The 25480-nt window shown below is 60.3% G+C and carries 23 protein-coding genes; 15 read left to right on the top strand and 8 right to left on the bottom strand.

The window, feature by feature from the left end; all coding sequences use genetic code 11:
* Window positions 1-102 precede the first annotated feature (102 nt).
* On the bottom strand, window positions 103-831 hold the full coding sequence (rpsB, locus tag PG899_RS15155) for a 30S ribosomal protein S2 (RefSeq protein WP_005303470.1): 729 nt from the start codon (window positions 829-831) through the stop codon (window positions 103-105).
* A 359-nt stretch (window positions 832-1190) separates the two neighbouring features.
* Between rpsB and map the strand changes: the two genes are divergently transcribed.
* The 4 genes from map to PG899_RS15175 all read left to right on the top strand — a co-directional run bounded on the left by map (window position 1191) and on the right by PG899_RS15175 (window position 6236).
* Window positions 1191-1979: a type I methionyl aminopeptidase gene (map, locus tag PG899_RS15160; protein ID WP_077096818.1), complete on the top strand. Its 789-nt coding sequence runs from the start codon at window positions 1191-1193 to the stop codon at window positions 1977-1979.
* A 97-nt stretch (window positions 1980-2076) separates the two neighbouring features.
* On the top strand, window positions 2077-4731 hold the full coding sequence (gene glnD / locus PG899_RS15165) for a bifunctional uridylyltransferase/uridylyl-removing protein GlnD (RefSeq protein ID WP_024946045.1): 2655 nt from the start codon (window positions 2077-2079) through the stop codon (window positions 4729-4731).
* 166 nt (window positions 4732-4897) lie between these two features.
* Window positions 4898-5725 (top strand): 2,3,4,5-tetrahydropyridine-2,6-dicarboxylate N-succinyltransferase, encoded by an 828-nt coding sequence (gene dapD, locus PG899_RS15170; protein ID WP_077096820.1) that lies wholly within the window; start codon window positions 4898-4900, stop codon window positions 5723-5725.
* Window positions 5726-5852: 127 nt separating this feature from the next.
* Entirely contained in the window at window positions 5853-6236 is a 384-nt protein-coding gene (locus tag PG899_RS15175) for a DUF3461 family protein (protein ID WP_011705091.1), read from the top strand.
* A 178-nt stretch (window positions 6237-6414) separates the two neighbouring features.
* On the opposite strand, the gene ptsG is transcribed toward PG899_RS15175, so the two are convergent.
* From ptsG to PG899_RS15205, 6 genes are all read right to left on the bottom strand, one after another.
* A complete protein-coding gene (ptsG, locus tag PG899_RS15180; protein WP_011705090.1) occupies window positions 6415-7845 on the bottom strand; it encodes a PTS glucose transporter subunit IIBC in 1431 nt (476 codons plus the stop codon).
* A 432-nt stretch (window positions 7846-8277) separates the two neighbouring features.
* Window positions 8278-9147 carry a MalM family protein gene (locus tag PG899_RS15185; RefSeq protein WP_232105248.1) on the bottom strand — a complete coding sequence of 290 codons (870 nt, stop codon included), beginning with the start codon at window positions 9145-9147 and terminating at the stop codon, window positions 8278-8280.
* A 182-nt stretch (window positions 9148-9329) separates the two neighbouring features.
* Entirely contained in the window at window positions 9330-10604 is a 1275-nt protein-coding gene (locus PG899_RS15190; RefSeq protein WP_010634786.1) for a maltoporin, read from the bottom strand.
* 528 nt (window positions 10605-11132) lie between these two features.
* A complete protein-coding gene (locus tag PG899_RS15195; RefSeq protein ID WP_077095268.1) occupies window positions 11133-11573 on the bottom strand; it encodes a flavodoxin in 441 nt (146 codons plus the stop codon).
* A 76-nt stretch (window positions 11574-11649) separates the two neighbouring features.
* Window positions 11650-12423 (bottom strand): tRNA pseudouridine(65) synthase TruC, encoded by a 774-nt coding sequence (gene truC, locus PG899_RS15200; RefSeq protein ID WP_029303719.1) that lies wholly within the window; start codon window positions 12421-12423, stop codon window positions 11650-11652.
* The gene (locus tag PG899_RS15205) at window positions 12420-12755 is read right to left on the bottom strand and encodes a YqcC family protein (RefSeq protein WP_011705085.1); all 336 of its coding nucleotides are present in this window, start codon (window positions 12753-12755) and stop codon (window positions 12420-12422) included. Before PG899_RS15205 ends, truC begins: the two co-directional genes overlap by 4 nt.
* A gap of 263 nt (window positions 12756-13018) precedes the next feature.
* Here PG899_RS15205 and PG899_RS15210 point away from each other — a divergent pair, with 263 nt between their 5' ends.
* The 5 genes from PG899_RS15210 (at window position 13019) to PG899_RS15230 (ending at window position 15884) form a co-directional block, all read left to right on the top strand.
* Entirely contained in the window at window positions 13019-14047 is a 1029-nt protein-coding gene (locus PG899_RS15210; protein ID WP_077095269.1) for a DUF3549 family protein, read from the top strand.
* A 69-nt stretch (window positions 14048-14116) separates the two neighbouring features.
* Entirely contained in the window at window positions 14117-14416 is a 300-nt protein-coding gene (locus tag PG899_RS15215; RefSeq protein WP_011705083.1) for a DUF3301 domain-containing protein, read from the top strand.
* A gap of 57 nt (window positions 14417-14473) precedes the next feature.
* Entirely contained in the window at window positions 14474-14710 is a 237-nt protein-coding gene (locus tag PG899_RS15220; protein WP_011705082.1) for a DUF2789 domain-containing protein, read from the top strand.
* A gap of 88 nt (window positions 14711-14798) precedes the next feature.
* Entirely contained in the window at window positions 14799-15095 is a 297-nt protein-coding gene (locus tag PG899_RS15225) for a hypothetical protein (RefSeq protein WP_017408612.1), read from the top strand.
* A 3-nt stretch (window positions 15096-15098) separates the two neighbouring features.
* Window positions 15099-15884, top strand: a complete 786-nt coding sequence (locus tag PG899_RS15230; RefSeq protein ID WP_041217208.1) for a Zn-ribbon-containing protein — start codon at window positions 15099-15101, stop codon at window positions 15882-15884.
* Window positions 15885-15963: 79 nt separating this feature from the next.
* Here PG899_RS15230 and syd read toward each other — a convergent pair whose 3' ends face one another.
* Window positions 15964-16512, bottom strand: coding sequence for a SecY-interacting protein (gene syd / locus PG899_RS15235; protein ID WP_077095270.1), 549 nt, complete (start codon window positions 16510-16512; stop codon window positions 15964-15966).
* A 157-nt stretch (window positions 16513-16669) separates the two neighbouring features.
* Here syd and queF point away from each other — a divergent pair, with 157 nt between their 5' ends.
* The 6 genes from queF to PG899_RS15265 all read left to right on the top strand — a co-directional run bounded on the left by queF (window position 16670) and on the right by PG899_RS15265 (window position 25227).
* Complete coding sequence (gene queF / locus PG899_RS15240) at window positions 16670-17518, top strand: NADPH-dependent 7-cyano-7-deazaguanine reductase QueF (RefSeq protein ID WP_179101300.1); 849 nt, start codon at window positions 16670-16672, stop codon at window positions 17516-17518.
* Window positions 17519-17652: 134 nt separating this feature from the next.
* Window positions 17653-19923 carry a hypothetical protein gene (locus PG899_RS15245; protein WP_017408616.1) on the top strand — a complete coding sequence of 757 codons (2271 nt, stop codon included), beginning with the start codon at window positions 17653-17655 and terminating at the stop codon, window positions 19921-19923.
* A gap of 90 nt (window positions 19924-20013) precedes the next feature.
* Complete coding sequence (locus PG899_RS15250) at window positions 20014-21633, top strand: GGDEF domain-containing protein (RefSeq protein WP_043162988.1); 1620 nt, start codon at window positions 20014-20016, stop codon at window positions 21631-21633.
* A gap of 150 nt (window positions 21634-21783) precedes the next feature.
* On the top strand, window positions 21784-23139 hold the full coding sequence (gene ppnN, locus PG899_RS15255; RefSeq protein WP_011705076.1) for a nucleotide 5'-monophosphate nucleosidase PpnN: 1356 nt from the start codon (window positions 21784-21786) through the stop codon (window positions 23137-23139).
* Window positions 23140-23269: 130 nt separating this feature from the next.
* Window positions 23270-24073 (top strand): flap endonuclease Xni, encoded by an 804-nt coding sequence (xni, locus tag PG899_RS15260; protein ID WP_179101301.1) that lies wholly within the window; start codon window positions 23270-23272, stop codon window positions 24071-24073.
* Between the two features lie 146 nt (window positions 24074-24219).
* Window positions 24220-25227, top strand: a complete 1008-nt coding sequence (locus PG899_RS15265) for an isocitrate dehydrogenase (protein ID WP_029301600.1) — start codon at window positions 24220-24222, stop codon at window positions 25225-25227.
* Window positions 25228-25480: the final 253 nt, after the last annotated feature.

The following is a 25480-nucleotide window of genomic DNA, read 5'->3' on the forward strand; positions in this document are numbered from 1 at the left end:
CCAGTATCCTCGGTCTTGAATTGACAAGAAACAGGGGCCACAAGGGCCCCTGCTAACCAATTACATCAGCTTGGTTAATAAGGGCTTTGCAGTCCTTATCAATTACTCAGCTTCAACGAAGCCATCTTGTTCGGCTTGAACAACGATGTCCTGAGCGCGAGCTTCCAGTACGGTGTCAGCAGCAGCATTCAGGTACAGCTGAACGGCACGGATAGCGTCGTCGTTACCCGGGATGACATAGTCAACGCCGTCCGGGTTGGAGTTGGTATCAACGATGGAAACTACCGGGATACCCAGGTTGTTGGCTTCTTTGATAGCGATGTGCTCGTGGTCGGCATCGACAACGAACAGAACGTCAGGCAGGCCGCCCATGTTCTTGATACCACCCAGGCTCTTCTCCAGCTTTTCCATTTCGCGAGTACGCATCAGCGCCTCTTTCTTGGTCAGCTTGTCGAAGGTACCGTCTTGGCTCTGGGTTTCCAGATCTTTCAGGCGCTTGATGGACTGACGAACGGTTTTCCAGTTGGTCAGCATGCCGCCCAGCCAGCGGTGGTTAACATAGAACTGGTCGCAACGCTCAGCGGCTTCTTTTACGGCTTCAGACGCGGCACGCTTGGTACCTACGAACAGTACCTTGCCCTTCTTGGCAGCTACGGAGCTGATGAAGTTCATGGCATCGTCAAACATCGGAACGGTTTTTTCCAAGTTGATGATGTGAACCTTGCTGCGGGCACCGAAGATGTAGGATTTCATTTTCGGGTTCCAGTAACGAGTCTGGTGACCGAAGTGAACGCCGGCTTGCAGCATGTCGCGCATAGAAACTTTAGCCATTTTATACCTCTATTGGGGTTAGGCCTCCACACATCCCATATAACCGACCCGTTAAGGCACCCCGGCATATGTGTCGATGTGTGTGTGTTGTTTAAGTAAGGGTGATGGCATGAGGACACAAGTTCCCCATTCCGGCGCGCTTTATACCATAACTTTGGTCAGGACACCACCAGCCGAACCGCTAAAAATGGATCCCTGGGCAGCATGCTGCAGTGCCGATTTGACGCTGTGATGACAATCACACTGGAAGTAAACGGGGGTTGGGGATAAAATTTTGGCCTGATTGCAAACGCATCTATTTTTCATTACCTGATTGCCGGACATCGATAGATGCGCGATCAGGTCCCAAGAGAGATCCCATGTCCATTAAAATCAAGACACCGGAAGAGATTGAAAAGATGCGCGTTGCCGGCCAACTGGCCGCCGATGTGCTGGTCATGATCGCCCCCCACGTCAAGGCGGGCGTCACCACCGACGAACTGAACACCCTCTGCCACGACTACATCGTCGACGTGCAGCAGGCCATCCCTGCGCCGCTCAACTACCACGGCTTCCCCAAGTCCATCTGCACCTCGGTGAACGATGTGATCTGCCACGGCATCCCGAACCATAAGAAACTGCGGGAAGGGGACATCATCAACCTGGACATCACCGTCATCAAGGATGGCTACCACGGCGATACCTCGGCCATGTTCATTGTGGGTGAGACCACCCCGCTGCGCCGTCAGCTCTGCAAGATTGCGCAAGAGAGCCTCTACGCCGCCATCAAGCAGGTGCGTCCGGGCATGTGCATCACCGAGATCGGCGCCGTGATCCAGCCCATCGTCGAGAAGGCCGGTTTCTCCGTGGTGCGCGACTACTGTGGCCATGGCATCGGGGCCGAGTTCCATGAAGAGCCGCAGATCCTGCACTATCGCAACGGCGGCAAGCAGGAGCTCAAACCGGGCATGTGCTTCACCATCGAGCCCATGGTCAACAGCAAGAAGTACCACTGCAAGGTCAATCCGAAGGATGGCTGGACCGTGACCACCAAGGATGGCGGCGACTCCGCCCAGTGGGAACACACCCTGCTGGTGACCGAGGATGGCTGCGAGGTGCTGACGCTGCGCCCGGATGACACTATCGACCGTCTCATCAAACACGGTTAACATCAAACCCCGGCCTCCCGCCGGGGTTTTGTTTTTATCAGCCGCGACCCCGTGCGAGAACCGCGCACAGGCGTGCGACAGTAGAGTGTGAGACGCCATGGATGCCAGCCTGCTTTCCCCCCACCTGTTACCCGACGCTCAGCTCACCCGCGAGAACTGCAAGGAGTACCTGAGCCGTTTTCTCGGCTGGCTGCACGCCCGCTTCGATGCCGGTGACAACATCATCGAACTGGTGGCCACCCGCTCCGAATACATGGACGAGCTGCTGACCCGGTTGTGGCAAAAGTTCGGCTTCGACAAGACGGAACTCACCCTGATCGCGGTGGGTGGCTATGGCCGCGGCGAACTGCACCCCCACTCCGACATCGACCTGCTGATCCTCTACGAAGGGGACGAGCTGGACGAGGTGCTGGGGCTGCGCATCGGCGAATTCATTACCCTGCTGTGGGATCTCAAGCTGGAGGTGGGCCAGGCAGTGCGCAACGTGGCCGAGTGCCTCGAGCAGGGACGCGGCGACATCACGGTCGCCACCAACCTCATCGAGGCGCGCTACATCACCGGCCGCGAGGCGGGCTTCCAGCAGCTCAAAGAGGCCACCGGCCCCCAGCACTTCTGGCCGAGCGAGCAGTTCTTCAAGGCCAAACGCGAAGAGCAGGCCCAGCGCCACCAGCAGTTCCTCGGCACCGCCTACAAGCTGGAACCGGATCTCAAGAGCAATCCGGGCGGCCTGCGCGACATCCAGACCCTGGCCTGGGTGGCTCGCCGCCACTTCGGCGCCACCACCCTGTTCGAGATGACCAGCCACGGCTTTCTCAACCGGGCCGAGTATCGCGAGCTGCTCGACTGCCAGAACTTTCTGTGGAAGGTGCGCTTCGCCCTGCACATGGCCATCAACAAGGGCGACAACCGGCTGCTGTTCGATCGCCAGCGCACCGTCGCCCAGATGCTGGGCTTCGAGGGGGAAGGCAACGCCCCGGTCGAGCAGATGATGAAGCGCTTCTACCAGACGGTGCGGCGGGTCTCCGAGCTCAACGAGATGCTGCTGCAGCTGTTTGACGAGGCGATCCTCGGCAACACCGCCATGGACGTGCGCCGCCTCTCCGACGAGTTCCAGCTGCGCGGGCGCCTCATCGATGCGGTGGATTCCGAGCTGTTCGGCCGTGAGCCCGCCGCCATCCTGCGCCTCTTCTACCAGATAGCCCAGCACCCGGAGATTGCCGGTATCCACTCCGCCACCCTGCGCCAGCTGCGCGAGGCGCGCCGCAAGCTCAACTGCTGGCTGCAGGACTTGCCGGAATGCCGCCGCCTGTTCATGGCGCTATTGCGCCACCCCAACGGCATCGGTCAGCCGCTCACCCTGATGCACAAGTACGGCATCCTGGCGGCCTACCTGCCGCAGTGGAACCTCATCGTCGGCCAGATGCAGTTCGACATGTTCCACGCCTACACGGTGGATGAACACACCCACCGGCTGCTCAAGAACATCCACCAGTTTCCCAACCCGGCCAGCCGCCAGACCCACCCGCTCTGCCACGAGGTGTTCACCCGGCTGCGCAAACCGGAGCTGCTCAGCATCGCCGCCCTGTTTCACGACATCGCCAAGGGGCGGCGTGGCGACCATTCAGAGCTCGGCGCCGTCGATGCGCTGGAGTTCTGCCAGCTGCACGGTCTGGATCGCTACGAGAGCCGGCTGGTCGCCTGGCTGGTGCGCCATCACCTGCTGATGTCGGTCACCGCCCAGCGCCGCGATATCTATGACCCTGAGGTGGTCACCGACTTTGCCCAGAAGGTGCGCGACGAACAGCACCTCGACCTGCTTTACTGCCTGACCGTGGCCGATATCTGCGCCACCAACGACACCCTCTGGAACGACTGGAAAGGCACCCTGCTGCGCGAGCTCTACTTCGCCACCCAGAAGGCGCTGCGCCAGGGGCTGGAAAATCCGCCCGACATGCGCCTCAAGATCCGCGAGAATCAGCGCCAGGCCAAGCAGATCCTGGCCCAGCGCGACGTGCCGGAGGAGGCCATCAACCAGCTCTGGAGCGACTTTAAGGCCGACTACTTCCTGCGCCACACGCCGGAGCAGATCGCTTGGCACTGCCGCAAGATCATCGAACACGGCGACAACCCGGCGCCGCTGGTGATCATCGGCAAGCACCCGACTCGCGGCGGCAGCGAGGTGTTCATCTATTGTCGCGACACCCCGAATCTGTTCGCCACCGTGGCCTCGGCGCTGGATCAGAAGAACCTCAACATCCACGACGCCCAGATCATGAATTCGCGCAGCGACTACGTGCTCGATACCTTCGTGGTGCTCGAGCCCAACGGCGAGCCCATCAGCCCCAACCGCACCGCCACCATCAAGAAGGCGCTGGAGAAGGCGCTGCAGGAGCCGGGCAAACTGGTGCTGCGCAGCAAGCCCCTGTCACGGCGTCACCGCCAGTTCAGCGTGCCGACCCGGGTGGTCTTTCTGCCCCACAAGGGGGAGACCCGCCACACCCTGCTGGAGCTGACGGCGCTCGATACCCCTGGGCTGCTGGCGCGGATCGGTGCCGTGTTCCAGCAGTGCGGCCTGTCGCTCCATGCCGCCAAGATCACCACCATCGGCGAGCGGGTGGAGGACTTTTTCAGCCTCACCACCCTGGCCGGCGAGCCGTTGACCCAGGCCGAGCAGCAGGCGCTGGAGGAGCGGCTGGTCAACCAGCTCAACCCGCAAGAGTCGGCCGATGATGAGGGCAGGCCGGGCCTGTGAAGGCCTCACAAGACACCGAGTCTGCCCCTGATTTATCAAGCAGAACAAATGGTTGGACCACGCCAGCACAATAAATCGGCGTTCCCGTGAAGAAATCGGCCCGAGCCCTTAAAAACAATTGGAAAAGTGTGATACAACAAACAGAATTTTTTAAAGGAAACCTGTCATGACCGAGTTGCAACAGATCATCGAAGCGGCCTTCGAGCGCCGTGATTCCATCACTCCCGGCTCCGTCGATGCCGCCACCAAGGCCGCCATCCTGCAAGCCATCGACCTGCTGGACTCCGGCAAGGCTCGCGTTGCCGAGAAGATTGCCGGCGAGTGGGTGGTACACCAGTGGTTGAAGAAGGCGGTACTGCTCTACTTCCGCATCAATGACAACGGCATCATCAAGGGTGACGACGCCCAGTACTACGACAAGGTTCCCCTCAAGTTCTCCGACTACTGCGCCGAGCAGTTCAAGGCTGCCGGTGTGCGCGTGGTACCGCCGGCCACCGCCCGCAAAGGCTCCTTCATCGCGCCCAATACCGTGCTGATGCCCTCCTACGTCAACATCGGCGCCTTCGTCGATGAAGGCACCATGGTCGACACCTGGGCCACCGTGGGCTCCTGCGCCCAGATCGGCAAGAACGTGCACCTCTCCGGCGGCGTCGGCATCGGCGGCGTACTGGAGCCGCTGCAGGCCAACCCGACCATCATCGAAGACAACTGCTTCATCGGTGCCCGTTCCGAAGTGGTGGAAGGGGTGATCGTGGAAGAGGGCTCCGTCATCTCCATGGGCGTCTTCATCGGCCAGTCCACCCGCATCTATGACCGTGAGACCGGCGAGATCCACTACGGCCGAGTCCCTGCCGGCTCGGTGGTCGTCTCCGGCTCCCTGCCCTCCAAGTGCGGCAAGTACAGCCTGTACGCCGCCGTCATCGTCAAGAAGGTGGATGCCAAGACCCGTGCCAAGGTCGGCATCAACGCCCTGCTGCGCTCCATCGACGAGTAAGCGGTTTGCGGTGATTTAAAAGGGCGCCTGATGGCGCCCTTTTGATTTTGGCGCCCCTGTCACAGGCAAGCCACACCGACTCGGTTAAGATAGATTGGTCAGGATCGTTTCAAACCGAGGAAGCCCGATGTACGAGAATCTGAAGAGCCTGGGGATCCAGGAACCCACCTCAGTGGACAGTTATACCCTGCGCCAGGAAGCCAATCACGACATCCTCAAGATCTACTTCAAGAAACAGAAGGGCGAGTTCTTCGCCAAGAGCGTCAAGTTCAAATATCCGCGCCAGCGCAAGACCATGCTGGTCGATTCGGGCACCCACGAGTACAAGGATGTCACCGAGATCAACGCCAATCTCAAGTACGTGGTGGATGAGCTCGACAACCTGACCCAGGGCGTGCACGTGCAGGCCGACCCGGACATCAAGCAGAAGATCTTGCGCGACCTGCGCCACCTGGAAAAAGTGGTGCAGAACAAGATCAGCGAAATCGAGCGGGATCTGGAAAAGCTCTAAACCGGTCTGATGCAGCAAAGGCGCCCATGGGCGCCTTTTTCTTTGAGCTGAAGACCGATGGCAACATTGATACCACGCCGGTCGAAACATGCACCACGGCATCCGGCAACCCTATGACGCCCAGCAAAAAGGGAGGCTTGCGCCTCCCTTTTCAACAACTCTGGTATTCAGGCAACGATTAGTTGCTCTTCATCCAGATGTCCATGTCGGTTTTCAGGTTGTCGGACTTGGTACCGAAGATGGCTTGTACGCCGGAACCTGCCACTACCACACCGGCAGCGCCCAGTTTCTTCAGACCAGCCTGGTCAACCTTGGCCACGTCTTTCACACCGACCCGCAGACGGGTGATGCAGGCGTCCAAGGAGGCGATGTTATCTTTGCCACCGAAGGCAGAGACCAGTGCGGCAGACATCTCGTCCTTGCTCTGACCAACGCTCTCTTCGGCCGCTTCGTCTTCACGACCCGGGGTTTTCAGGTTCATGGCACGGATGACCACGGTGAAGACCACGTAGTAGATGACGGCATAGACCAGACCCAGACCCACCAGCAGCAGCATGTGATCGGCACGCGGGGATTGCACCACGAAATCGATGAAGCCGTTGGAGAAGGTGTGACCGTGTACCACACCCAGGGAGTTGGTCAGCACGTAGGCCAGACCAGCCAGCACGGCGTGGATGGCGTACAGTACCGGCGCGATGAACAGGAAGGAGAATTCGATCGGCTCGGTGATACCGGTCAGGAAAGAGGTCAGGGCGGCAGAGGCCATGATACCTACGATCTTGGCGCGGTTTTCCGGCTTGGCGGAGTGCGCGATGGCAAACGCGGCGGCAGGCAGACCGAACATCTTGAACAGGTAGCCACCGGCCAGCTGACCGAAGCCGTTGCCGGCAGCGCGGGAAGCGTCGTCAGCAGTCAGGAAGCAGGTCATGATGCCGTGTACGGTTTCACCGGCAGCGTTGACACAGGTACCCGCCTGATAGAAGAAAGGTACGTTCCAGATGTGGTGCAGACCGAACGGGATCAGGGAGCGCTCAACCACGCCGTAGATACCGAAGGCCAGTACCGGGTTCTGGTTGGCAGCCCAGTCGGAGAAGGCACCGATGGCAGCACCCACCGGCGGCCAAATGACGGACAGGATCACGCCCAGGCCGATGGAGACGAAACCTGTGATGATGGGCACGGCGCGTTTGCCGGCGAAGAAGCCCAGATACTCGGGCAACTGGATCTTGTAGAAACGGTTGAACGCCCATGCGGCCACGCCACCGGCGAGGATACCACCCAGGACGCCGGTTTCGATGGTCTCAACGCCCATCACAGGCGCCATGACCTTCAGGGTGGCAACCATGATACCGTAGCCGACGATGGCTGACAGACCGGATACACCGTCGTTATTGGTAAAGCCGAGGGCTACACCCACTGCGAACAGCAGGGCCATCTGACCAAATACGGAACCACCGGCCTGCTCCATCAATTGGGAGACAATTTCCGGCAACCAGCTGAAGTGGGCAGCACCCACCCCCAGCAGAATACCTGCAACGGGCAAGACCGATACTGGCAGCATCAGCGCCTTACCGACCTTTTGCAGATTAGAGAAAGCATTTTTTAACATGTGTGCGCTCCTGAATGGAATGTCTTACCGTAGACGCTTCAGTCCAATTTATAGACGATCATCAACATCATCTCTCATCGGCATGAATTCGACGCGGGTTTGTTTATTTTGACCAGCTGAATATAACCCAGCAGATCGCAAATATCTTCCATCAGGGGTAAGCGAATAAAAAATTTGGAGGGGAGATCACAAGATAATTTAGGCGGGAATTTTTGGCTAATTACGGATATATTTCGGCATCTTCATGCTAAACCATAAATATGAAAAGTGCTGTTTCGCATTGTATTTTAGCCAATCAAACCAATACCCAACGAAACGCATTGTAACTTAATGTAACCATTTGCTGTTTTTTCTATTTTAGTCTACCGATTAAAAAGGCCTCCAACAAGGGAGGCCTCAAATAAATATTATATTTTAAAGACCGGGCAATATTCAGCCCTTTTGGGAACGTTTCACCGCATCAATAAAGACCGATTTCGCCTTGGTCGAACCGGCCCGCTCCGCCTCGCTGACCAGTTGCATCGCCTTGTCGATATCACCGGCTTTCACCGCTTTTTCGATCTGGGATTGATAGAAGGCCTCGGTTTCGCTCAGCATGGGGGCACTGCTCTTGACTGCGCCGGCGGTCGCCAGGGGCACGACAAGCTTGTTTGGTGCCGTGTTGACTACCGGGGTGTTGGCATCAATCACATCCTGATAGACAGGCTTGTAATAGTTGCTCTCGGTTTTGACACCACTCAAGTCCTCCACAGAGAGGCTGACCACGCCCCAGGGGGAGTGCGGAATGACGGGGTCTTTTTCACCATAATCAACCACCCCCAGCGACTTGGTCATCAGCTTGGAAGGGCTAAGGATGGTGGTTGTTTTGTCCAGACCGCTCTGGTCTGTGTAGATCACCATGTAACTTTCGTTATTGGGGTTACCAACATAGGAGCGATCCACGGTAAACACGGCTTCCATGCGATCCCCTTGCAGCATGCGTGCAGGCTCGTACTTGAACACATCGCTGCCCAACTTGCGGGTCACATTGAATTTGGAATCCAGCATCAAGACGGTCGGGTTGAACAGCGATTTGTCGATCAAGCCATCAACCGTGATGCGCAGGTCACCGGAGTTGACCGGCAACCGGAAGGCGGCAAAGTGGCTTTTCCCTTCGCTGAAAGCGTAAACGGGGGAGCTGCCATCAATGGGGATAAGCTTGGTTGCGCCCGGTTGTATGTCCTGGAACGGCAGACTGGAGACATCGCGACAGCAGCTGCCAATCGTAGCCAATTGGCTCATCGCAACGTCGCGATTTCCCATGATGGACTTGAACTCCTGAGTCGGCGCTACCGTCGTTTCCAACGTGGCGCACCCACCCAGCACAACAGAACAGAATACAGTCAAGGCTAATCTGGAATATCTCATCGCGTGACCCTAAGAAACGTGTTGTAAAAAAAGAGCCCCCGTCATGCGGGGGCACTTGCAGTCATGACGTCAACAAATTACCACCAAGCTTCAGCTTGAACACCGAAGTTCCAGGAGTCGTCCTGCTTCACGCCATTGGCATCCGGGCGGAACTGGCCGTCAGAATCTAGGTAGGAAGCATATACGCGGATTTCCGGGCGGGCCCAGAAGCTGGAACCGGCGGACCAAGCCTGAGCCAGGGTGTATTTCTTGCCGATAGTGCTGGTTTCGGTACCATTGTTCGGCTTGTAGCTGTCATGGTGATAGCCAAGCTCGGCGATGGTCTTCATGGTGTCATTCCACTTGTACATCGGGCGAACGACAACGGAGAAGGTATCTTTGTCAGCGCTGTCATTGTCGATGTCACTGGCAGTACCGTAAACCAGCTGGTGACCGAACTCGACCTTGTCGCCAACCGGCAGCACGCCCCAGTTGATGAAGCGCCAGCCATCGCCCTTGGCGGCAGATTGGCTCAGGCCGCTGCCAGAACCGCTACCGTAGTCAACAGCCTGAGAGGCATAACCGTCTGCAAAATACTGAACTACGGTCTTGTTGAAGCCGCCCAACATGGATTGGGTCAGCTCGGCGGTCAGCATGTGGCCGTTTTTCTCGTAATCCTTGCTGCCCAGAGCAGCTTTCTGTTCATCAGTCAGGTTGCCACGGGCGTAGTCATAGCCCAGCTCCAGGGAGCCGTCTTTCCACAGCGGGATACCAGCATAACGCAGGTCAAGTACGTCGGTATCTACACGTTTGTCGACACCCACACCACCTACAAACTGATCGTAATCTTCCCACGGGTCGTTACGCAGCCATGCAAAGGAGAGCTTGCCCGGACCTGCCTGGATGTTTTCTACACCAGCACCGGCACCAGACACATCCCAGTAGTAGAAGTCAGAGATGTGGATGTCGTGACGTTGGTAGTAACGCTTACCAGCCCACAGAGTGGCTTCCGGTGCGAAACCCAGCACACCCTTGGCTTGCACGTTGAATTGGCGCAGTGCAAAGTCGGCATCGCTGCCGCTGGTGCTTTCCCAGTCACGACCTTGCTGACCGGAGACCATTGCAAACATGGAGTCTACGTAGAAGGACTTGCCATCCTTGTTGTAAGCCTCTTGACCCAGCTGTACTTCGCCGTAGGTCTCGGCTTCGTTGCCCAGACGACCGACTTTTTGTTTGCTGTAAGTTTGCAGGCTGCCGTTATCGGAAGTACCGACACCGGAACGCATGTAGCCGTGGAAATCAACGGCGAAGGCGGCTTGGGAAGCCAGGGCTGCGGTTACTGCTGCAGCGATCGGGAGCCACTTTGCTTTCATTTTCATTTTCCTTATTCCCGCTGAGAGGAGTGTGATCCTGAATATCCAAGTTCTTATCACCATAAAAACGTTTAGGTGATAACCGAGGCCGATTATAGGTAGCCAATTTCGGGACAAACATGAGCTGATTCACAAAATGGCGACAAATCGCCCAGCATTGGCCGTGGAGGGTTTTGTACGATGACAATCAACCTAACTATGCAATAACTCACCACCCACACGGGGATAAAAGAGAAAAGATCCACCATGAAACCGCTACCAACCATTAATTCGCTTCGATGAATAAGTTATAAATATTCAAGTTGATGACAAAAACATGACTGAAATCGCTTTCAATGGGGAACTTTTAAATTTGAGGCATGTCGGCTGCCCCCGAAATAAATCGCTGAACAAAGCGGGGATGGCGTGGAAAATAACCGGATAAATATCGGGCAAATATGGTCAGTTGAGACTGCTGATTACCGCAAAATAAACATCCCCGCCAGACGGGCTGAGCGGGGATGAATAAAGGATAAAAACGGACGATCGCTACAGTTTATTTTGCCAGCCATTGAGCCAGGCCAGCGCTACCTTTTCCGGCTCATCGTCGACGGTGGCATCTATTTCCAGCCGGGGCAGCAGAGGACTGGCACCGAGCTCCTGCAACAGCGCATCGAGGTGACGACCGGCGCCGCAGAAATGCTCGTAGCTGCTGTCCCCCATGGCGACCAGCGCATAACGCCACCCTTTCATGTAGGGGGCCCGGTCAGCCAGAGCGGTGGCCAGTGGCTGCAGATTGGGCGGAATATCACCCTGCCCCGTGGTAGCCGTGATGACCAGCAAGAATCGACTCGCATCCAGATCTGCCAGCTCGGCTTCCTCGTACACCTGACAGCCGTGCCCCGCCTGCTCCAGCTGTGCCGCCAACGTCTCGGCCACCAGCATGGCCGCGCCGTATACGGTACCCACCACTATGTCTATCTGCGCCATCACGGACCCCTTTGACCAACATGGATGCCCAGCATGCCACAGCAACAGCTTGGGCAACACCCCGCGATCGTCAGCCTCAGTAGTCGCTCTCGCTGGCAGGCCAGCCCAGTTCGGCAAACAGCTGCAGCACTTCCTGCCCCAGCGGTGCCTGGATCCGCATCGGCACCTTCAGCACCGGGTGCTCAAAGCTGAGGGTGCGAGCCACCAGCAGCAAACGATCGCAACCATAATGCTCGCGAAAGAAGCGGTTGTGGCGGCCATCGCCGTGGGTAGTGTCACCGACGATGGGGTGGAACAAATGATCCATATGGCGGCGCAGCTGATGCTTGCGACCTGTCTTGGGGAACAGCCGAACCAGGCTGTAGCGACTGGTGGGGTGTTTCTTGGAGACCGCATGGGGCAGCTCGACCTGATGCAGGCGACGAAACGCGGTCACCGCCTCCTGGGCCGGACGATCCGGATCGCTCATGGCGTCGGCGATCTTGTCCAGCTGCTCTTTGAGCGGATAATCGATGAGCCCCTGTTCGGGGGCCCAGCCGCGCACTAGCGCCAGATACTCCTTGTGCACCTGACGGGCGGCAAAGGCTTCGGTCAGGGTGCGGGCCACGGCGGGATCAAGGGCAAACAGCAGCACCCCCGAGGTGGGCCGGTCGAGCCGGTGTACCGGGTAGACGTGGCGACCGCCGATGAGATCCCGGGTCATCTGCATGGCGAAACGGGTCTCGGCCTTGTCGAGCCAGCTGCGGTGCACCAGCAGGCCGGAGGGCTTGTTGACCGCCACCAGCCAGTCATCCTGATAAAGCAGGGTCAGTTGCAAGGCGTTCTCTTCCTGTGCCTGCTCACGCATCATTGCTCAACCACTTTGCCGGAGAGCAGCAGATCGAAGCGGGCGATCAGGCGCAGCAGGGCTTCGACCTCGGCCAGCTCTTCCTTGTAGACTTCGCTGGCCATGGGATAGAGGGAGACGCTGCTGGGCAGCGGCGCCTGCAGCAGCACCAGCTGCTCCATGCGCGGGATCAGCACGAACTGCAGCCACTGATCGAAGCTCAGGGTATCGACGCAAAATGGCAGCTCGCTGGCCAGGGCCTCTTCACCCGGATGGGCCGCTTGCCAGCGTTCCAGACGTTGCAGCTCGGCGGTCAGTTCACCCAACAGGCCGGCTACCAGCAGATATTGATTCATTGCGTTCTCTTCCTCATCACCACACACCGTCCGCCGCCAATCCTGTGTCGCTGGCGGCAGGCCGAACTTTGCAAAAAAGGGCGTTACTATACACCCTCCCCCCTATCCTCTGCCATGCCCCTTGCGGCCGGCAACACGGGCGAAGAGCCATGTCGGCTCCCGCTCCAGGCGTACCGGGCCAGATGCCGGGCGGCGCGCCCCCACTGGCTATCTTGTGCAACCTCCTTATAATCGGCCCGCATCACCCTTAGCCGGATCACCTCATGTCCACCATCAATACGCTGACCGAATTCTTGACCCAGGCCGACACCCAGTTTCAACTGTTCGACATGGGCCGCCAGGTGCGACCACTGGCGAGCGACACCTTCGAGCGCATCGAGCAGCAGCAGGAGCCCTACCCCTGGCCCCTGCAGCAGCACGCCTGGCTAGGCGTCCACTTCTTCCAGCCGGCCGAATCCCGTCACTACCTGTGGTTTCTCAAGTTTGCCCTCGACGAGCGCGGTCTGCTCATCGCCAGCGGCCCCAAACACTTCATGGATCAGGTGGTGGAAACCCTGGGCTACAAGCTGACCGGCGAGCTCGACGAAGAGAAGGCCCAGCGTCTGGCGGAGAATCCCTACACCTTCCGCCCGGCCGAGGCCAAGATGGCCAGCCTGCACGCCAAACTGGCCCGTCAGCTGGAACAGGCCCCCTCGACCTACTTCGAGGGGCTCTGCCACTATCTGGCGGCCCCGACACCAGAGGGATGGCAGACCCTTGGCGTACAGGGTTTTGCCGACCTGGCTGAGCGGCTGCAGGATGAACGCAACCTGGCGCTGGTGTGCAAGGCGCTGCCAAAACTGCCGCAAGAGCCGCTCTACGCCCTTTGTCAGAGCCTGGAAAACGCCCCGTTGCCGCCGGCCGTACAGGGCGCCCTGTTCGAGCGCATCGGCAAGGAGCAGGAGTGTGCCGAACCCAATGCCGAGACCCTGGCCTATCTGTGCCGGGCACTGGCCTCCTGCAACGGCAGCAGCATGCGCACCAACAAGCTGCTGACCCTGCTGCAAACCCAGCCGAGCCCGGCCCTGCTGCTGGCCATCGCCGGCCGGCTCTGGCCCGATCTGAAGGATGCCGGCATGCTCAGCCTGTTCCTGGAACAGCTGGCCCTGCAGCCGACCCAGTTCTTCAATCAGGTATTTGCCGAGCTGGTGACCCTGCCGGCCCTGCGCAATGATATGCTGGCCAGACTGCGCGACCCCGAGCGCAGCGACGCCCTGGGCCAGGCCATCGGTCGCCTGTTCGCCTCGGCCTGATGATGTCGGCGACCCGCCACCATGGCGGGTCGCCTGTCGCCACGGATCACACCCCGGAAGGAGCCCGCGATGGGTGAAATGTTCGCAATCTTGCTGCTTATCCTCGGTGCCGGTGCCTTCTGGCACCAGCGGCGTCAGGCCGAGCTCGCCTGGCAATACATGCGCCGCTACTGCCAGCATCACGACCTGCAACTGCTGTCGCTGGCCCGCAGCCACCGTGCGCTGGCCCACCAGCCGCTGCGGCTGCTCACCTATTACGAGTTTGAATTCTCCAGTGATGGCGAGAGCCACTATCTGGGGCAACTGCGCATGCAGGGGCTGCAGGTGGTCGGCGTCGAGCTGCCACCCCACCGGGTGCCCACCCTGTAAATCTGCCGCCACGGGGCGGGCCTATAATGTTCAGGAATGCCTCTTGGGAGAGATGAGATGGAATTCCTGACCCACGATCTGGCCGCCCTGTTTGCCCAGCTGGGGCTGGCCAACGACGAGCTGAGCCTGCACCGCTTCATTCACGAGCACCGCTTGGACAACCAGACCCTGCTGCCGGAAGCCCCCTTCTGGAATCGCGCCCAGGCCGACTTTCTGCGCGATGCCCTGTGGAACGATGCGGACTGGTCGGAAGCCATCGACGAACTGGATGTGCTGCTGCGCCGGCCCGACTGACCCTTGCCCCGCTGTTCAGCGCCCCGCGCTTTGGTTAAGCTCTCTGCCCGTCCAGCCCGAACCACTTTTCATCCTGTGCAGGAGTCCCATGTCAGCCCAAGAGATCATCCGCATCGCCAATGAACTGGCCGCCAAGGGGATCACCCCCTCCACCGCCATGGTCAAGGCCCGCCTCAGCCAGCCCGTCCCCATGGCCGAGCTGCTCAAAGTGCTGAGCCAGTGGAAGCAGCAGCCCGCCAGCGCCCCGGAAGCCGGAAGCACAGCGCAGATGGCCCCTGCTCCCGCCGCCGAGCCCACCCTGCTGCAGCTTGCCGAACGGCTCGAACGGCTCGAACAGAAGGTGGATCGGCTGACCGATCTGCTGCTCCAGCAGGGGAAGCAGTGAGCCATGTACATCCTTGAACTCTGCTTTGAGTGCTATCGCGACACCTCGCTGGGCGAGGCCGAGCGGGCCATCGTCAACTACCTCGACATGTTGCGCTATCAGGGCCAGATCCTCGGCCGGGAGTTTCCCACCAGCATGCACGAGGGCTATTTCGTCAGCCGGGTGGTCTGCCCGGAGCAGGACAGCCTGCACCCGGACAACCAGAGCGAGCAGGTCAAGCTGGCCGAGCAGCAGCTCAATCAGGCCGGCCTGCTCGCCCCCAAACTCCAGTTGCAGGGGGCGGATCTGCTCTCCGACAGCACCGACCCTTGCGGTCATGATGGTGAGCGCCCCAGCTGGATGCTGCTCTACACCAGCTTCCTGCACACCTGTTCGCCGCTGCGCTGCGGTGACCACTTCGCCCCCATCCCGCTCTATCGGCTGCCAGCCGTCGCCAACGGCGACCACAAGCAGATCATCAAGTGGCAGGAGGATTGGGAAGCGTGCGATCAGCTGCAGATGAACGGCTCCATCGCCGAGCATGCGGCGCTGCATGAAATCGGTGAAGTGGGTAGCCGGCTCCAGCGCCGTGGCAGCGATCTCGGCAAGCGGCTGGAAGCCCTCACCGGCATCCCCACCTACTACTACCTCTACCGGGTGGGCGGCCGGAGTGCGGCCGAGGAGAAAGCCCGTCCCTGTCCGAGCTGCGGCGGCGAGTGGGCGCTGGCCGAACCCTTGCACGAGATCTTCGACTTCAAGTGCGATCCCTGCCGGCTGGTCGCCAACCTCTCCTGGGATTTCAAGGACTGAGCCCGGCGGTGAACCAAGCAAAAACGCCTTGCCGGTCGGCAAGGCGTTTTTCATTGCAACTGACGCTGTTTATTGCGGCTTATTGCGGCAAAGTCTCAAGCCGCGCGAGGAACGCCGGCAGTGAGGGCGCCAGCACCAACCGACGACCCGAGTCGAGCCACTCCAGCCACACCTGCCCGCTCTCGTTGTCGAGCGACACCAGCGTCATCTCGTTGCGGGTGGTGGCGATGAACAAAGAGGGTGAGCGCTTCAACTTGCGCAGCATCAGCAGGTGGCCGATGAGGTTCTCCTTGAGCAAGTCGAGATCCGCCTCGTTCCAGGGCAGCACAAACTCGAGCCGCAACCCCTTGTAGAGGCAGGGCACAGGGCGGCTGAACCAGCCACCAAACAGGGCCTGTGCGGCCGGATGCAGGGTCAGCTCGAGCGCCTCGTTCATCGCCGTGAAATCGGCGGGTTCGGCGCGCCGATGCGGGCGCCAAGCCACCCGCCCATCCTTGGGCTCATCCAGCTCGCAGGGGGAGCGCCAGTCGGCTTCCCACTCGCACAAGGGCAGCCCTCGCCTCGCCTCGCCATCGCGCTGCCAGCGCAAAAAAAAGTGTTCCAGGGCAGACAAGACTTGATCCGACATCGAAATTCCCCACAATTGCTGCCAAAGTTCGCTATTGCACCATCAAAGCCATGAGCAGACAAGGTGCAGCGCGGATCGCCAGCCGGCGCTCCCCGCCTTGCCGCCCCCATCGGGCGCATGCTCTGCCATCGCCCATCCAACGTTCGAGTCAGCACACATGAGCAAACAAGAGAGATACGCCGGAGCCAGCGCCCTGCAGGGGCTGAGCCTGGGTCAACAGTCGGCCTACATCAGCCAGTACACCCCGGCCCTGCTGCAGCCGGTGCCCCGCAGCCTGAACCGCGACGACCTCGGTCTTGGCGGCGAATTGCCGTTCCAGGGTTGCGATGTCTGGACCCTGTACGAGCTCTCCTGGCTCAATGCCAAGGGCAAGCCCATGGTCGCCGTCGGCGAGGTCTCGGTCCCCGCCACCAGCGCGAACCTCATCGAATCCAAGTCGTTCAAGCTCTATCTCAACTCCTTCAACCAGACCCGCTGTGACTCGCTGGAAGCGGTGCAGGCTATGCTGGTCAAGGACTTGAGCGCCTGTTCCGGTAGCGACGTGAGCGTCACCCTGTTCCCGCTGGCCCAGGCTCCGCACCACATTGCCGCCCTGCCGGGCGAGTGCATCGACAAACAGGACATCACCGTGGACTGTTACGAGTTCGATGCCGACCTGCTGCAAGGCGCGGCCGGCAGCCAGGAAGTGGAGGAGACCCTGCACAGCCACCTGCTCAAGTCCAACTGCCTGGTGACCAGCCAGCCGGACTGGGGATCCGTGGTGATCCACTATCGCGGCCCACAGCTGGACCGGGAAAAACTGCTGCGCTACCTCATCTCGTTTCGCCAGCACAACGAGTTCCACGAGCAGTGCATCGAGCGGATCTTCACCGATCTCAAACACTTCTGCCGCCCGAGCCAGCTGACCGTCTATGCCCGCTACACCCGTCGCGGCGGCCTGGACATCAACCCGTTTCGCAGCGACTGGGAAGTGGTGCCGGCCAACCTGCGCCTGATCCGGCAATAACCGGTCACCCCGCCGGGCCTGCAACGCTGCCACGGCCCGGATCGCGGGGTCGGCGTGCAATCTGTCAGTAAACTCTGGACGCACGGGGGCGGGCTTGGATAACATGCCCTCACTCCCGTGCTGCCCTTAATCCAATGAATCAACTGTTTTTTCTGGCAATGATGATGTCCTCCCTGTCGGCTCCTGATCTGGATCTGGCCAAGGAGCAGTTGTCCATCGATCTGCAACAGGCCCAGACCCTGGTGCTGACCGATCCCGCCAGATGCGTGCAGATCACCTCCGCCTTCCTCACCCGCACGGCCAATAATCCCAAGCAAATCATCAGCAATCGCCAGGAGTACGGCTATCGGGAGCCACTGCTGAGCTATGGCACCGCCGCCCAGGCCACCGGTGCCCACCTGCTCAAGGGGGAGTGCCTGCTGCAGCTTGGCCAGTTCCAGGCGGCCCAGAAGTCCCTCGATCAGGGCATCGCCATGGCAGCCAAGGAGCAACAACTGGAGCTGCAGGCCCACGGCCTCTATCTGAAGATCCGCAGCCAGAACCTGCAGGAGCGCTCCCACGGCGCCAGCGGCGGCCTGCTCGGCCAGCTGGAGACCCTGCTCAGCACCCCCAGCCTGAAAGAGAGCCAGCTGCAGGTTTACAGCCGGCTGCTGCGCACCAACGCCAGCATAGAGGCGCACCAGTTCGACGAGGCCAAGCGTCAGCTGGCCGAAGCCCGTCGCTGGGCGGATCAGACCAAGAATCCGCTGGCCAGCGCCTGGGTCAGCGCGGTGAGCGGCGACCTCTACCACGCCCTCAAACAGCCCCAGCTCTCGCTGGGTGACTACATCGATGCCCAGCAGCAGGCCAGAGGGTTGCAGGATCCGCTGTTCCTCGGCCTGCTGTCGAACCAGATAGTGAACCTCTATCAGGAGGAGCAGGAGCCGCAGAAGGCGCTGCAATACGCCAACGAGGCCGCCAACTACTTCCATGCCCTCGGCAATCCCTCCCTGCTGAGCGACGCCCTCATCGTGCTGGCCCGCCTCAACCGGGAGCAGGGCGAGATGAACATGGCGCTGGTCTACTTCTTCAATGCCCTGGATCTGCTGGACGAGGGCAACAACCGCACCCGCATCGCCCATCTCAAGTACGAGATAGGCAAAACCTATCTGGAAACCGGCAACCTGACCCTGGCCCGCAACTACCTCACCGCGGCCCGCCAGTCCCACGAGCTGGGGGACGACAAGGAGCCGCTGATCGACACCCTGCTGCTGCTGGGTGAGCTGCACCTCAAGCAGAAGGAGGCGGGCATCGCCATCCTGCAGCTGGAAAACGCGCTGGCACTGGCCAACCAGATCGGCGACGCCCAGCGCCAGTTCGAGATCTTCCGCCTGCTCTCGGCGGCCTACGAGCAGAAGGGCTATCTGCAGCAGGCGCTGGACAGCTACAAAAATTTCCACCAGCGCAGCGAACAGGTCCGCCAGCAGCAGGTCGATCTGGAGCAGGAGGCGATCCGCGACAACTATGCCCAGGTGGAGCGGGAGCAACAGATCAAGGAGCTGCAGCAACAGCTGAGCACCAGCAAGCATCAGCAGGATCGCTACCTCTGGTCGAGCGTGGTGACCGGTCTGTTGCTGACCCTGTTCATCTATCTGTTCTTTACCCTCTGGCTCAAGCTGCGGGTCGCCCGTCTGCAGGGCAAACAGCTGGGCGAGGCGTTGCTGCTCGAGCCACGCACCGGGCTGGCCAACTGGCAGCGACTGATGAGCCGCTGGCCGCGGGAGATGGCCAAGCGCCAGCAAAAATCCGAGCGCTGGTATTTAAGCGAGCTGCCCACCAGCGAGTTCGACGACAAGCTGCACTACCTGCTGTTTCGGGTGCCCTTCCTGGTCAACAGCCTGGAACAGCACGGTTATCAGGTGAGCCGCGAGATAGAGCAGGCCTTCGGCGCCTACGTCAACGGCCTCACCCCGCAGGATGGCCGCATCTACGACCTGCGCGAAGGCCACCTGCTCTATGTGGTGCCTCAGCGCCATGTGGAAGACCTGCACCGACTGGCCCGCGAACTGCTTGCGGCACTGGCCGAATTCCCCTGCCAGCACCCGCTCGATCGCCACATCAGCCTCGGCATCGTCAGCCACCCCTTCCTGCCCAAGGCGGCCACCGCCCTCGATCATCACGGCCTGTTCGACCTCTGTTATCTGGCCCTGGCAGGAGCCATTCAGCTCAGCGAAAAACACCAGCAAAGCGTCTGGCTGGAGCTGGCCGCCATCGATTGCCAGCAGGCCGCATTTTTTAATGGGGATGTGTGGCAATGCTGCTTGATGGCAATTGACAAGGGACTGGTAAAAGTAAATTCTTCTCATGAAAAGCAATGGGTTAATTGGCTTCGACTTTCACGGACGAAAGCGCCGGTTGATCAATGACAAATAGATAATCAACTGGGTCTGGAACTGGGTTCGACCGCTGTTGCTATCCAACACAACAACGATAATGACAACAGGGCGACCTGAATAATGAATGATATCGCTGCCGTAGCCGGACAATTGGCCAGACTCAGGGAATCCCTTCAGCAAAAGCAGCTGGAGCTGGACGGCGTCGTCTCTTTCTCCGACACCGAACGCGCCCGCAGCATCCAGTTCATCGCCAAGCTGATGCAGGCCTGTCGCGGCCACGATCGCGAGCTGGACAACAAGCTCGCCAAGCTCAAGCAGAAACTCGATGGCAACCCGCCGCTCTCCTCCCTCGATGCCGACCTCGCCGTCATCGAGAAGCTGCTGCAGCAGCACGGCAACGCGCTGGAAGAGTCCATCTCCCTGACCAAGTCCGCCATCGAGCTCGGCAGCAAACAGCTCAAGGCTCTCAAGGGCTTCCCGGAAGATACCCGCAAATCCCTCAAGGAGTTTCTGGCAAGCCCGGATGGCTATGGCATCGGCGATCACCAGAAGAAGGTGATCCGGCTGCTGGAGTTCTACCAGCAGGCCATCAAGATCCAGCTGCTGCCCACCCAGCCCCTGCTGGCCCAGAGCACGCCTGCCGGCAACCAGGCCGAAACGGTCACCGACCTTGCCGCGCCGGAGCCGGGCGCCCCCTTTGACGTCAAGGTGCACGCCCACATCGCCGACGAGCTGCAGCGGCTCATCACCGAACTCGACTTTGCCGGCGCCGTCGGCGAGAGCTTGGCGGACATTCGCCGCCAGCTGCTCAATGGCATCACCCCTCCCCTGCTGGCGGAGATCTGCCTGCAGGTGATCGAGCTCATCATCGAGGGCACCCGCGAGGAGCGCAAAGCCTCCCAGGCGTTTCTGAGCACCCTCAACGAGAGTCTCTCGGCGGTCCACTTCAGCTTCACCGAATCCCTCGACGAGGGGCGCGCCCTGCAAAGCGCCACCCTGGATACCCGCAAGGCCATCGACAGGGAGCTCAAGGCCATCGACCATACCCTGGCCAGCCATGACACCATTGATGACCTCAAGGGGGCCATCTCCGGCCACATGGGGGCCATCAACCTGCTGCTGCAGGACAGGGAGGCCATGGCCGCCCGCGAGCGTCACCTGCTGACCCGCCTCTCCACCATGGAGGCCAAGCTGCGGCTGATGAAGGAGGAGACCGCCGAATACAAGAAGCGGCTCACCATCCAGAAACACAAGCTGTTCCTCGACAGCCTGACCCAGGTGCACAACCGGGCGGCCCTCGACGAGCGGCTCGAGCTCGAATACAAGCGTTGGCTGCGTTACAACACGCCGTTGTGCCTGGCCATCATCGACATCGACCACTTCAAGCACATCAACGACAACTACGGCCACATGGCCGGCGACAAAGCGTTGAAGGTGGTGGCCAAGGCGCTTCAGGGTGCCCTGCGCGACACCGACTTCATCGCCCGCTTCGGCGGCGAGGAGTTCGTGGTGCTGCTGCCGAACATCAACCCGGACAAGTTCCAGAAGCCGCTGGAGACCTTGCGCCAGACCATCAAGAGCATTCCGTTCCGTTTTCGCGATGCCAGGGTCGAGATCACCATCTCCATCGGTGCCACCCTGTTTAGGGAGGGGGATCACACCACGGACGCGTTCGAGCGGGCCGACAAGGCACTCTACAGCTCCAAGAACTCGGGTCGGGATCAGGTCAATCTGGCCTGATCGGCGACTAAAAAAGCAGCAAACGCACTTTCCCCCTATTCCCCTGCCCCACCGCTTACATCTACTATCAAATTCAAGGGATGCCACAGGGCATCCCGTTTTCTCCCCAGGGAAAAGCACAACGATAACAAGCGAGTGAAAGGGGAACCTATGATTACGCACATCAATCCAGTCGGCAGCATGGACTTGCTGTCCCAGCTCGAGGTGGACCGCCTCAAGCAAACCGCCTCCAGCGATATCTATCAACTGTTTCGCAACTGCTCGCTGGCGGTACTCAACTCCGGCAGCCATACCGACAGCTCCAAAGAGATACTGGAGCGCTTCAAATCCTTCGATATTCATGTGATCCGGCGCGAGCGCGGGGTCAAGCTCGAGCTGTTCAACGCCCCCGAGCACGCCTTCGTCGATGGCGAGATCATCCGCGGCATTCAGGAGCACCTGTTCTCCGTCCTGCGCGACATCCTCTACGTGTCGACCCAGCTGGAGTCGAACCGGCTGGTCAACCTGACCAGCTCCACCCACATCTCCAACGTGGTGTTCGCCATCCTGCGCAACGCCAAGGCGATCCTGCCGGGCGCCGACCCCAATCTGGTGGTCTGCTGGGGGGGCCACTCCATCAACGAGATCGAGTACCAGTACACCCGCGCGGTCGGCAGCGAGCTGGGCCTTCGTGAGCTCAACATCTGCACCGGCTGCGGCCCGGGAGCCATGGAGGGGCCGATGAAGGGCGCCGCCGTCGGCCACGCCAAGCAGCGGGTGCGCAACGGCCGCTACATCGGCCTCACCGAGCCTTCCATCATCGCCGCCGAGCCGCCCAACCCCATCGTCAACGAGCTGGTGATCCTGCCGGACATCGAGAAGCGGCTGGAAGCCTTCGTGCGCCTCGGCCACGGCATCATCATCTTCCCGGGCGGGGTCGGTACCGCCGAAGAGCTGCTCTACCTGCTCGGCATCATGATGCACCCGGCCAACGAGCGGCAGCCCATGCCGATCATCCTGACCGGTCCGAAAGAGAGCGCCGACTACTTCCGCGCCATCGATGACTTCGTCAAGGCGACTCTGGGCGAGCCGGCCACCAGCCTCTATCGGATCATCGTCGGCGATGCCCCGGAAGTGGCCCGGGTCATGAAAGAGGCGATGCCGAAGATCCGCGAATACCGCAAATCGGTCGGCGATGCCTACTCCTTCAACTGGTCGCTCAAGATCGAACCGGAGTTCCAGTTGCCGTTCGAGCCGGATCACGCCAACATGGCCAGCCTCGACCTGCACCGCAACCAGCCGCCCCAGCTGCTGGCGGCCAACCTGCGCCGTGCCTTCTCCGGCATCGTCGCCGGCAACGTCAAGGAAGGGGGCATCCGCGCCATTGAGAAGAAGGGTCCCTTCAAGCTGCACGGCGACAAGGAGCTGATGCACCTGATGGACAAGTTGCTGGAGAGCTTCGTCAAGCAGCAGCGCATGAAGCTGCCGGGCAGCCAGTATGTGCCCTGCTACGAAATCGTGCGCTGACGGGCAGCACAGCTGAAACGAGGGGCGCATGGCGCCCCTTTTTTGTCGCAGGGGATGCCCGCGGCCATCAATCCCCCATCGAGCCCGCTGGTTTGTTACAATGGGGCGTCCCGACTGCCAAGAGTGCCCCATGTCAAACCCAAGGCCACACCTGCTCATCATCGATGCCCTCAATCTCATTCGCCGGCTGCACGCGGTACAGGCCCAGCAGGCGCTGACCCCGGCCCAGGCGTTGATCGCCACCCGTGCCAACCTCATCAACACCTGCCGCAAGCTGCTGGCCGCCAGCGAGCCGACCCACGTCATCGCGGTGTTCGACGGCGAGGTACACAGCTGGCGCAAGGAGGTCTACCCGGCCTACAAGGAGGGGCGCCCCCCCATGCCGACCGAGCTGCGCGAAGGCTTGAACGAGCTGCAGGATGCCTTCTGGGAATGCGGCGTGGATGCCCTGCTCTCCCAGACCGACGAGGCGGATGATCTCATCGCCACCCTGGCCACCGGCATTGCCCAGCACGGTGCCAGAGCCACCATCATCTCCACCGACAAGGGGTTCTGCCAGCTCATCTGCCCGCAGATCCAGATCCGCGACTACTTCAACAAGCGCTGGCTGGATGCCACCTTCGTCGAGCAACAGTACGGGGTGGCGCCGACGCAACTGGTGGATTTCTGGGCCCTGACCGGCATCGGTGGCTCCAACATCAAGGGGGTGCCCGGTATCGGCCCCAAGACCGCCACCCAGCTGCTGCAGCAATACGGCGATCTGGCCAGCCTGCTGGCGGCCTGCCAGCAGGAAGACGCCGCCAAGGCGCTGCTCAAGCTGCGCCAGCACCAGGATGAGGCCCTGCTGGCCCAACGGCTGGTACGGCTGCAGCGGGACATTCCCCTCGGCTTCAACCTGCGGGAGATCCGCTATCCACCGGCTCCCGAAGCCTGACAAAGCGAAACCGCCAAGCATGACCGGACTCACTCTCGCTGTTGACAAAAACAGATAGAATGTAAAGAAACATGGAGGGTTAGGTGTAGAAATGGTATAAAACCGCCGAATCCTCCCCCTCTGTTCCCTAGAAGTGGATACGTCTCATGTCAAAAAGAAAAATTACCGTCATCCCGGGCGACGGCATCGGCCCCAGCATCATCGAATCCGCCATCCAGATCCTGACCCACGCCGGTTGTGACTTCGAATACGAATACGCGGACGCCGGCCTGGTGGCGCTGGAGAAGCACGGCGAGCTGCTGCCCCAGGCGACGCTGGATCTCATCGAGAAGAACAAGGTCAGCCTGAAGGGCCCGCTCACCACCCCGGTCGGCGGTGGCTTCACCTCCATCAACGTCTCCCTGCGCAAGAAATTCAACCTCTACGCCAACGTCCGCCCGGTGCTCTCCTTCAAGGGGACCCGCAGCCGTTACGACAACATCGACATCATCACGGTACGCGAGAACACCGAAGGCATGTACTCGGGTGCCGGTCAGAAGCGCAGCGACGACAACAAGAGCGCCGAGGCGATGAGCATCATCACCCGCGAAGGGGCGGAACGCATCGTCAAGTTCGCCTTCGAGCTGGCTCGCCAGGAAGGGCGCAAGAAAGTCACCATCATCCACAAGGCCAACATCCTCAAGTCCACCTCCGGCCTGTTCCTGGAAGTGGCCCGTGAAGTGGCCAGCCGCTACCCGGACATCCAGAGCGAAGAGATGATCGTCGATGCCGCCTGCATGAACCTAGTGATGTACCCGGAGCGCTTCGACGTCATGGTCACCACCAACCTGTTCGGCGACATCCTGTCGGATCTGTGCGCCGGTCTGGTGGGGGGCTTAGGGATGGCGCCCGGTGCCAATATCGGCGATGGCGCCGCCATCTTCGAAGCGGTGCACGGCTCGGCGCCGGATATCGCCGGCAAGAACATCGCCAACCCGACCTCGGTGATCCTCGCCTCCATCCAGATGCTGGAGTATCTGGGCATGCAGGACAAGGCCGAACGGATCCGTGAGGCGGTACGCGCCACCATCGAATCCGGCGACCGGGTAACCCGGGATCTGGGGGGTTCCGCCTCCACCAGCGAGTTCACCCAATCCATCATCGACCGTTTGTAATTACACCCAAGATATTGATTTTTAAAGGGAGCTTCGGCTCCCTTTGTTTTATCTCGCCCCGCGCCTCCCCCTTTGTCGATTGGCTACTATGTTCAATAGATAAGGGATAAGGAGATCCATTATGCGCGCTATCGTTACCCTGCTGCTCATCAGCAGCAACGCCATGGCAGTAGACAGGTAATCCCCCCATTTTTAGGGGCATTCAAAAGTAGAGGTCATGCGGCCTGTGCCAGACGCTGTTTCGGCGTGTAGC

Origin of the sequence: Aeromonas sp. QDB39, assembly GCF_027707585.1 — a bacterium.
GTDB lineage: Bacteria > Pseudomonadota > Gammaproteobacteria > Enterobacterales > Aeromonadaceae > Aeromonas > Aeromonas hydrophila.

Bases quoted from the DNA above. Each gene is read 5' to 3' on its own strand.
- PG899_RS15195 (WP_077095268.1), bottom strand. From the start codon at position 11,573: ATGGCGCAGATAGACATAGTGGTGGGTACCGTATACGGCGCGGCCATG.
- glnD (WP_024946045.1), top strand. From the start codon at position 2,077: ATGGATGCCAGCCTGCTTTCCCCCCACCTGTTACCCGACGCTCAGCTC.
- ptsG (WP_011705090.1), bottom strand. From the start codon at position 7,845: ATGTTAAAAAATGCTTTCTCTAATCTGCAAAAGGTCGGTAAGGCGCTG.
- PG899_RS15205 (WP_011705085.1), bottom strand. From the start codon at position 12,755: ATGAATCAATATCTGCTGGTAGCCGGCCTGTTGGGTGAACTGACCGCC.
- PG899_RS15265 (WP_029301600.1), top strand. From the start codon at position 24,220: ATGTCAAAAAGAAAAATTACCGTCATCCCGGGCGACGGCATCGGCCCC.
- PG899_RS15215 (WP_011705083.1), top strand. From the start codon at position 14,117: ATGGGTGAAATGTTCGCAATCTTGCTGCTTATCCTCGGTGCCGGTGCC.
- truC (WP_029303719.1), bottom strand. From the start codon at position 12,423: ATGATGCGTGAGCAGGCACAGGAAGAGAACGCCTTGCAACTGACCCTG.
- PG899_RS15220 (WP_011705082.1), top strand. From the start codon at position 14,474: ATGGAATTCCTGACCCACGATCTGGCCGCCCTGTTTGCCCAGCTGGGG.
- PG899_RS15185 (WP_232105248.1), bottom strand. From the start codon at position 9,147: ATGGGAAATCGCGACGTTGCGATGAGCCAATTGGCTACGATTGGCAGC.
- map (WP_077096818.1), top strand. From the start codon at position 1,191: ATGTCCATTAAAATCAAGACACCGGAAGAGATTGAAAAGATGCGCGTT.
- xni (WP_179101301.1), top strand. From the start codon at position 23,270: ATGTCAAACCCAAGGCCACACCTGCTCATCATCGATGCCCTCAATCTC.
- PG899_RS15190 (WP_010634786.1), bottom strand. From the start codon at position 10,604: ATGAAAGCAAAGTGGCTCCCGATCGCTGCAGCAGTAACCGCAGCCCTG.
- PG899_RS15250 (WP_043162988.1), top strand. From the start codon at position 20,014: ATGAATGATATCGCTGCCGTAGCCGGACAATTGGCCAGACTCAGGGAA.
- PG899_RS15175 (WP_011705091.1), top strand. From the start codon at position 5,853: ATGTACGAGAATCTGAAGAGCCTGGGGATCCAGGAACCCACCTCAGTG.
- PG899_RS15230 (WP_041217208.1), top strand. From the start codon at position 15,099: ATGTACATCCTTGAACTCTGCTTTGAGTGCTATCGCGACACCTCGCTG.
- syd (WP_077095270.1), bottom strand. From the start codon at position 16,512: ATGTCGGATCAAGTCTTGTCTGCCCTGGAACACTTTTTTTTGCGCTGG.
- queF (WP_179101300.1), top strand. From the start codon at position 16,670: ATGAGCAAACAAGAGAGATACGCCGGAGCCAGCGCCCTGCAGGGGCTG.
- dapD (WP_077096820.1), top strand. From the start codon at position 4,898: ATGACCGAGTTGCAACAGATCATCGAAGCGGCCTTCGAGCGCCGTGAT.
- PG899_RS15210 (WP_077095269.1), top strand. From the start codon at position 13,019: ATGTCCACCATCAATACGCTGACCGAATTCTTGACCCAGGCCGACACC.
- ppnN (WP_011705076.1), top strand. From the start codon at position 21,784: ATGATTACGCACATCAATCCAGTCGGCAGCATGGACTTGCTGTCCCAG.
- PG899_RS15225 (WP_017408612.1), top strand. From the start codon at position 14,799: ATGTCAGCCCAAGAGATCATCCGCATCGCCAATGAACTGGCCGCCAAG.
- PG899_RS15245 (WP_017408616.1), top strand. From the start codon at position 17,653: ATGAATCAACTGTTTTTTCTGGCAATGATGATGTCCTCCCTGTCGGCT.
- rpsB (WP_005303470.1), bottom strand. From the start codon at position 831: ATGGCTAAAGTTTCTATGCGCGACATGCTGCAAGCCGGCGTTCACTTC.